The 6346-nt window shown below is 28.8% G+C and carries 7 protein-coding genes and 1 pseudogene; 2 read left to right on the forward strand and 6 right to left on the reverse strand.

Annotated features, from left to right (window positions below; translation table 11 throughout):
* The first annotated feature begins 302 nt into the window (after nt 1-302).
* Together AC2D8I_RS09850 and AC2D8I_RS09855 are read left to right on the forward strand one after the other, a co-directional pair.
* On the forward strand, nt 303-1160 hold the full coding sequence (locus AC2D8I_RS09850) for a M57 family metalloprotease (protein WP_484705833.1): 858 nt from the start codon (nt 303-305) through the stop codon (nt 1158-1160).
* Nucleotides 1161-1270: 110 nt separating this feature from the next.
* The gene (locus AC2D8I_RS09855) at nt 1271-1546 is read left to right on the forward strand and encodes an ATP-dependent Clp protease adaptor ClpS (protein ID WP_484705834.1); all 276 of its coding nucleotides are present in this window, start codon (nt 1271-1273) and stop codon (nt 1544-1546) included.
* A 95-nt stretch (nt 1547-1641) separates the two neighbouring features.
* Here the strand turns inward: AC2D8I_RS09855 and AC2D8I_RS09860 are convergent, their stop codons facing one another.
* The 6 genes and pseudogenes from AC2D8I_RS09860 to AC2D8I_RS09885 form a co-directional block, all read right to left on the reverse strand.
* Complete coding sequence (locus AC2D8I_RS09860) at nt 1642-2487, reverse strand: hypothetical protein (protein ID WP_484705835.1); 846 nt, start codon at nt 2485-2487, stop codon at nt 1642-1644.
* Nucleotides 2488-2863: 376 nt separating this feature from the next.
* Nucleotides 2864-3610 carry a DJ-1/PfpI family protein gene (locus AC2D8I_RS09865; protein ID WP_484705836.1) on the reverse strand — a complete coding sequence of 249 codons (747 nt, stop codon included), beginning with the start codon at nt 3608-3610 and terminating at the stop codon, nt 2864-2866.
* Between the two features lie 96 nt (nt 3611-3706).
* Nucleotides 3707-4279: a Crp/Fnr family transcriptional regulator gene (locus tag AC2D8I_RS09870; RefSeq protein WP_484705837.1), complete on the reverse strand. Its 573-nt coding sequence runs from the start codon at nt 4277-4279 to the stop codon at nt 3707-3709.
* A 517-nt stretch (nt 4280-4796) separates the two neighbouring features.
* A pseudogene (locus AC2D8I_RS09875) lies at nt 4797-4952 on the reverse strand (IS256 family transposase); the annotation flags it as partial.
* A 90-nt stretch (nt 4953-5042) separates the two neighbouring features.
* A complete protein-coding gene (locus AC2D8I_RS09880) occupies nt 5043-5702 on the reverse strand; it encodes a hypothetical protein (RefSeq protein WP_484705838.1) in 660 nt (219 codons plus the stop codon).
* Nucleotides 5703-5907: 205 nt separating this feature from the next.
* Entirely contained in the window at nt 5908-6153 is a 246-nt protein-coding gene (locus AC2D8I_RS09885; RefSeq protein ID WP_484705839.1) for a hypothetical protein, read from the reverse strand.
* Between the last annotated feature and the right edge of the window lie 193 nt (nt 6154-6346).

Raw genomic sequence — 6346 nt, forward strand, 5'->3', positions numbered from 1 at the left:
GGACGGGTAATAATACCAAAACGAAACTGCTGAATGTCATGATATTAAAATGTTGTTTCGGCGTATTTTTCTTTTAATTTTAATACAATTATTTAATAATTCTCAATAAATAAGGGGAATTACGGCAAAAGCCGTAATTCGTCAATTTAAAATATATTATTTTTGAACCAGATAAATTTATTTGAATTCTATAGGTAAAGTAGAGTGAGTGCTGGCTTAAGTCCTCGCTCTAAATAACCTATGTTTATTGTTTACGTAAGCTTTAATTATAACCCAAAACTTATTAAAAAAATAAAGAATACATGAAAAATATTAAAATAACATTACTGGCAGCGCTTTCCTTTTCGTTCTGCTTACAATCGTGTCAAAAAGAAGAGTTAGATAATTCTCAATCTGTAGATGAGGCTAATGAAATAGCGATAAGCCAAAATGAAATTTCAGAAACAATATTAAATAAATTAAAAGCATTTTATATAAATACAAATGGAGTTAAAAAAGTAGATTTTTTACTTCCCGATGGGACTTCTCAAGAAATGTACGAAGTCGAAGGTGATATTCTATTGTCTGAAAAACAGATAATGGAGCTAAGCACGGCTAATGATGTAAGTAGTAAAAATTATAGTACACATGCTCTTGTAAATCAAGGTATGGTAATCGATATTATTGGTTATACAGGAGGAAGTGGTCAAGGTCTTTCAGATAAAGAACAAGAAGCTTTGCAATGGGCGGTAAATAATTATAATAGATTAGATATTTCTATTTCTTTTAACTTAACTTTTGGTACAGACTACGAATCTAAAGATATGGTTGTTTATCATAACCCAAACCAATCTGGAGCAGGAGGAGTTGCAGGTTTTCCAAGTAATGGAGCCCCTCACAAGTTTGTGCAAATTTATGGTTTAGAAAATTATAACACAAATGTTGTAGAGCATGTTATTACTCATGAAATAGGGCACTCTGTAGGTTTTAGACATTCAGATTGGTTCTCTAGACAGAGTTGTGGTCAAGCTCCAGAAAGTGTTGGAAGTATAGGAGCTAACCCGATTCCAGGAACTCCAAGTGGATATGACCCAACCTCTTTAATGTTGGCTTGTTTTCACTCTGGTGTAGATGGAGAGTTTAATAATAATGATGTAACAGCATTAGAGTACTTGTACTAGTTAATATTGCTATAAAATTAGTATTGTTAATAGAGAGAGTGCCACTGGTGCTCTTTTTATTTTTATTAATTACTGAAAAGGGTTAATTTTGTACTGTAATTTCAATGAAGATGAGCACAAAGGAAAAAATTTTAGAGAAAGTAGAAGTTTCAACTAAAGAAAAAAAGAATAACGAGATTGTTTTGTATAATGATGATGTTAATACTTTTGATTATGTCATAGATATGTTGGTTAATGCATGCGATCATACCCCTGAACAGGCAGAGCAATGTTCTATTTTAGTACATTACAAAGGGAAATGTACCGTTAAAACTGGCGATATTAAAGATTTAAGACCGCGTTGTTCAAAATTATTAGCAGCAGGATTAAGTGCAGAGATCGTTTAATTAAATTAATAATAAAACGCTTAAAATATTTAAATTATAAAAAACCGATTCTAGATATAGAGTCGGTTTTTTATATTAAAAATTAAGTCAGAATTTTAATTGTTATTTATTAGCGTTTGAGTGTTTGTAAATACAGTTGAAACTGGGATGCTACTTAAATCAACTCCAAAATTTTGTAAAATATTAATAGTCTCTGTATTAAAGTTTAGCTCATAGTTTGCTTTTGCATTAATTAAACCAATGTTGTTTGCGTAGAAATAATTAATAGTAAGCGCATCTTGAGCGTCAATTATATAATTCATTTGGTTTTCTGCAAATAATGCATGTACTCCAAAGTTAAGGGTTATTTTAGCAGAGGTTACATTAGTATACGTCTCCCCATTTACTGTATAGGAGTCTAGATTGTCTAATTGAGTTGTTGTTATGGTGTAGTCTACAGTAATAGGGTGGCCATTAAAAGGAGAAAATTCATCTCCAAGAGCTAAATCTAAAGTCCCCTCAATAGAGGTTAAGTCGGTGTTGCTATTCATGTTAGAATCAAATAAAATTAATTCATTGTAAGGTAAAGGGACGTCGCCAAACCCTGTAACCGGAAGTGTTAGGTTGCCAGATTTTGAAGTCAGTACATTGTTGCTTGTAGAAAGTGTTCCACTTGTAAGTAGTTTGCTTGTAATACCAGAAACATCACCTGTATTATTTAAATCTAATGTGTAATTTGAATCACTTTCGGAAACTACAGAAATAATATCTTGTCCATTTAGTGTTGTTTCAGTCTCGGCGTTAATTTGTGAGACATCAAAACCAGTTTGACTATTTAGGCTTAATGGGAAGTAATTAACAGGAGGTGGCGGTGTGGTGATAATAGATTCATCGTCACTAGAACAGCTAGTTAATACAAGAGCTCCAATAAGAAGCAATGAGGATAATTTAAACTTTGTCATTTTTAAATATTTTAAGTGAATTAATTTTAAGGTTGGTCACAAGATTTATAAGTCCCTTACAAAAATAAATGTGGGAACAATTCTTTTTTAAAGGATTATTCATGTTTAAATGCGATGCTTTAATTAGTATGCTTATAGAGCTTAGTATGAGTTTTTTTAATTAGAATTAAGAAGCGAAATCTTAGATTTTTGTTTATTAAGAAGTAGCGTATTATAGGCTAAACTGACTTAGGTGTCGTGTTAGTAGAGGAGATTATATAATGTTAGTTTAAATATTTAGAGTAATAAAATAAAGGCCTAAAAATAGATTATTGAAACGGAAAAAGAGAAAAAGGCTTTATAGAAGTGTTCTCTTTTTTTTGATATTTTTTAATGATTATTTTTTCCAATTTTGGAGACGATCGAGATATAAGTAACTTTCTACGAACTTTCTGTGATCAAGGCTTGTCATTTTTTCAAGGAGATTTAATGCAGAAATATAACTAGCAAGATTTCCATTAGATGAGCTAAATTTTCCATCTTCTATGAAAGTGACTAAACTATCGTTTTGTACTTTTAATTTAGGGTAATTTTTTTGTAATTGTTTACCACCGCCTATCCATGTTACAATTTTGTGTCCATCAGCAATTCCAGATTTCCCGATAAGTTGTGCGCCAGCACAATTACTCACAGTATATTTTGTTTCTTTATTTTTTTCTTTGATAAAAGTTATCATTTTATCGTTATGTACTTGAGCATACATATCGTAAGCACTTGGTACAAATAAAGCTGTTACATTTGGACTATTTTTAAAGGTATAGTTTGGTAGTATTTTAATGCCTTCTTCGGTTATAATAGGGAGAGTTGTTTCTGCAATTGTGATGACGTTAAAAAGTTGTTTTCCGTTTTTACTCGGCTTAGCAAAAACGTCTGAGGTTGCAATGACTTCACTTTGTAAAACACCATTAAAGATTAAGAGGCCTATTGTGGGTAAATTGGCGTTAAAAGGTTTTAAGTGTTTTGTAAGTGTATCTATTTTTATTGTTGTTTGAGTATTTGTGTTTTTTTTGTTGTTTGTTTTGTCTGTTTTGCAACCAGTACTAATGATTGTTAGGGTTAATAAAGCAATTATGTTTTTTTTCATAATGTTGTTTTTGATTCTGTGTTTTTGTTTCATTTTTAAAATAGTAGTAGATGGAACAAAATTACGTCTATTGATGGACGATAAAATAGAACCCGTTCAAGAAATTTCTTTCCGTCTTATTTTGCTAACATATTCAGGAGAAAGTCCCAGAAAAGAAGCTAGTAAATATTGAGGTACATTATTAACAAAATCTGGGAAATCATTTCGAAAATTTAAATAGATCTCTTCTTTTGAGTAAGTGAATATATGTTTCATTCGTATCATGGCAGCACCATAAGCAATTTGATAAATGTTTCTAAAATAGGTTTCTATTTGTGGAAATTGTGAAAATAATTCTGTTTGTTTTTCAAAACTTATTTTAAGTATTGTTGTTGGCTTAACTGCTTGTATATAAAACGCCGAGTTTGTGTTTTTCTGAAAAGCTAAATAATCTGTAATCCACCAATTTTTAATAGCGAATTGTAATGTTTGCTCAACGCCAGATTTATTAATATGATACATATGCAAGCAACCACTAAGGACAAAATAATGCTCTAAATTATTTTGTCTTGAATGATAAATAATTTCTTTTTTGTTAAGAGATTTCAGGTCAAAATACGAACTTACTGTATTAAAATCTTCTTTATTAATTTTAGTGTATTGATTTATGTGCTTGTATAACTGTTGCATTTTCTTGCGTTTTGAATAACGTATAACATGAAAATAGTAGCCAATAGACTGTTTTTTTTGCTAAGCTATAAATTTATTTTATTTAAGAACTTTTACTTCTAGGGATTTACTATTTAAAATAAAAAAACACCCTACTATTGTTCAGGTGTTTTCTTTTAAGTATTAGAATAAATTCCCTAAAATTTATTCACTACAATTACTTAGAGTCTATCTGTTACAAATAAATAAATTTATACTAAAAAAATGCTAAGGATTTTCATTACACTTTATAAGGTAAAAACCGTAAAATGCTCGATATATAAAGATTACTTATTATAGTATAAAATAGGGAACATATAAATGATACTTAAGTCTAAAGTTAAAAGTGTGTGTAAATACCCATATAACAAAAAGTTGATGAGTTTACTTAAAAAGTTGAAAGAAGAACGGGTTGTTAAGATATGGATTAGTGTCTAAGAATCAATCAGTGACACTATCCTAAAAAGTGTGTAAGTTCAAAATTTCAGGGTTAGGTTATTTATATCCTAATCCTGTTTTCAAATATAGCTAAAAATTGGTTTAGTATAAGTCCCCAATTTCTAATAGGCATGGTCCATTTTTTAGTGCTTTCTCTTAAAGCTAAATATACCGATTTAATAACTGCTTGATCCGTTGGGTAAGAGTCTTTTTTTTTGTTTTTACAAGAACTATATATAAACTAATAAGTAAATATTTTTTTGAAGACTTTAATCGTAATTACTGATTATATAAATTTTTAGTTATTTCAATTACTACATTTCTTTAAAATTAAGGGTTTGGTGTAATTACTATTAAATACATAACTTTTTGATTCTAGTTTTTTGGTTTTTATATTGTAAAATCCTTTCCAAGTAAATTCCAATTCATTATTATTTTTCAAATGAATTTTTGCTATAATACTATCTTTTGAAAAATTGTACCAGCTTAAGTTTGTATTAGCTCGAGTAAGCCCTGTTAGCCTATCATATTTTAAATTGTATAGTTTTTCTTGTTTTAAACTTTTAGTTACTTTAGCCGTGATTCTTGCTCTTTGATTATCTGAGAATATAAAGTTAACATAAAATTCAGAAATTGGACTTAACCCTGTTATTCCTTGAAAATCTTTTGTGCAATTTAACTTCCATGTTGCGTTAAGCATTTTTATTTCTTTACTTGTTAATGTTTTGCAATCTTCTTCTCCAAAACAATCTATACAATTAGGTTTAGGAAGGTTTTTGAGATTGTTAGCATCAATTACGTAATATGTAAAATCATCCTCGATTACATTATTATTAATATACTCCCATTTTAATATTTCTTCATTTATAGCTGTTACCTTATAATAAAAGTTTTTATCTGTAAAATACATTTTATAACCTTTATCAATAATTTCTATTTTTTCTATGAATAAATATTCTTTCTCCATTAAATCTATCGATAAGTCATTGTCTTTAGTAACTATTTTCGTAAAATAAGTTTCTTCTCCACAAAGGGAGTAAAACTTATTATCTTTATTGAAAATAGATATAAAAGTTTTATTCTTTAGTTTTTTTGGAAGCTCTATTATTGAAGAACTACAAGAATTATAAATAATAAATAAATAAATCGCATTGTCATTTGTTTTCTCTTATTTATAATACAGTATATTTTCTTTTTGGTTTATATGCAGTAGTCCCTTGTAATATGTGGTTTTTCACTACGAACAACCTGTTTTCACTACTCATTCCTTTACTTTTAGATTTAGTTCCTACTTCATAAAATTGATAATATTGTTTTCCTTGGTCACAACCCCTACCTATTATTACTACAAAATGATCTGTTGAATCATCATTGTTAAAACCACCTCTATATTTATAAGTATGATCAACCCCTACCAAAACAGGTCTTTTATTTTTAAGTTCTTTATTTATATAATCAATTCCTGGATATGCAACAAAATTTTAGACTTTAAGTTGAATGACTATACTGCCTGATTGTTGTTATACATATTTAATTCAAATTCATTAATAGTTTTATACCCTAAATAGGAGTGTCTTCTTCTCTTGTTATACCAAGTTTCTATCCATTGGA

The sequence above is a fragment of the Lacinutrix sp. YIN62 genome, assembly GCF_057219185.1.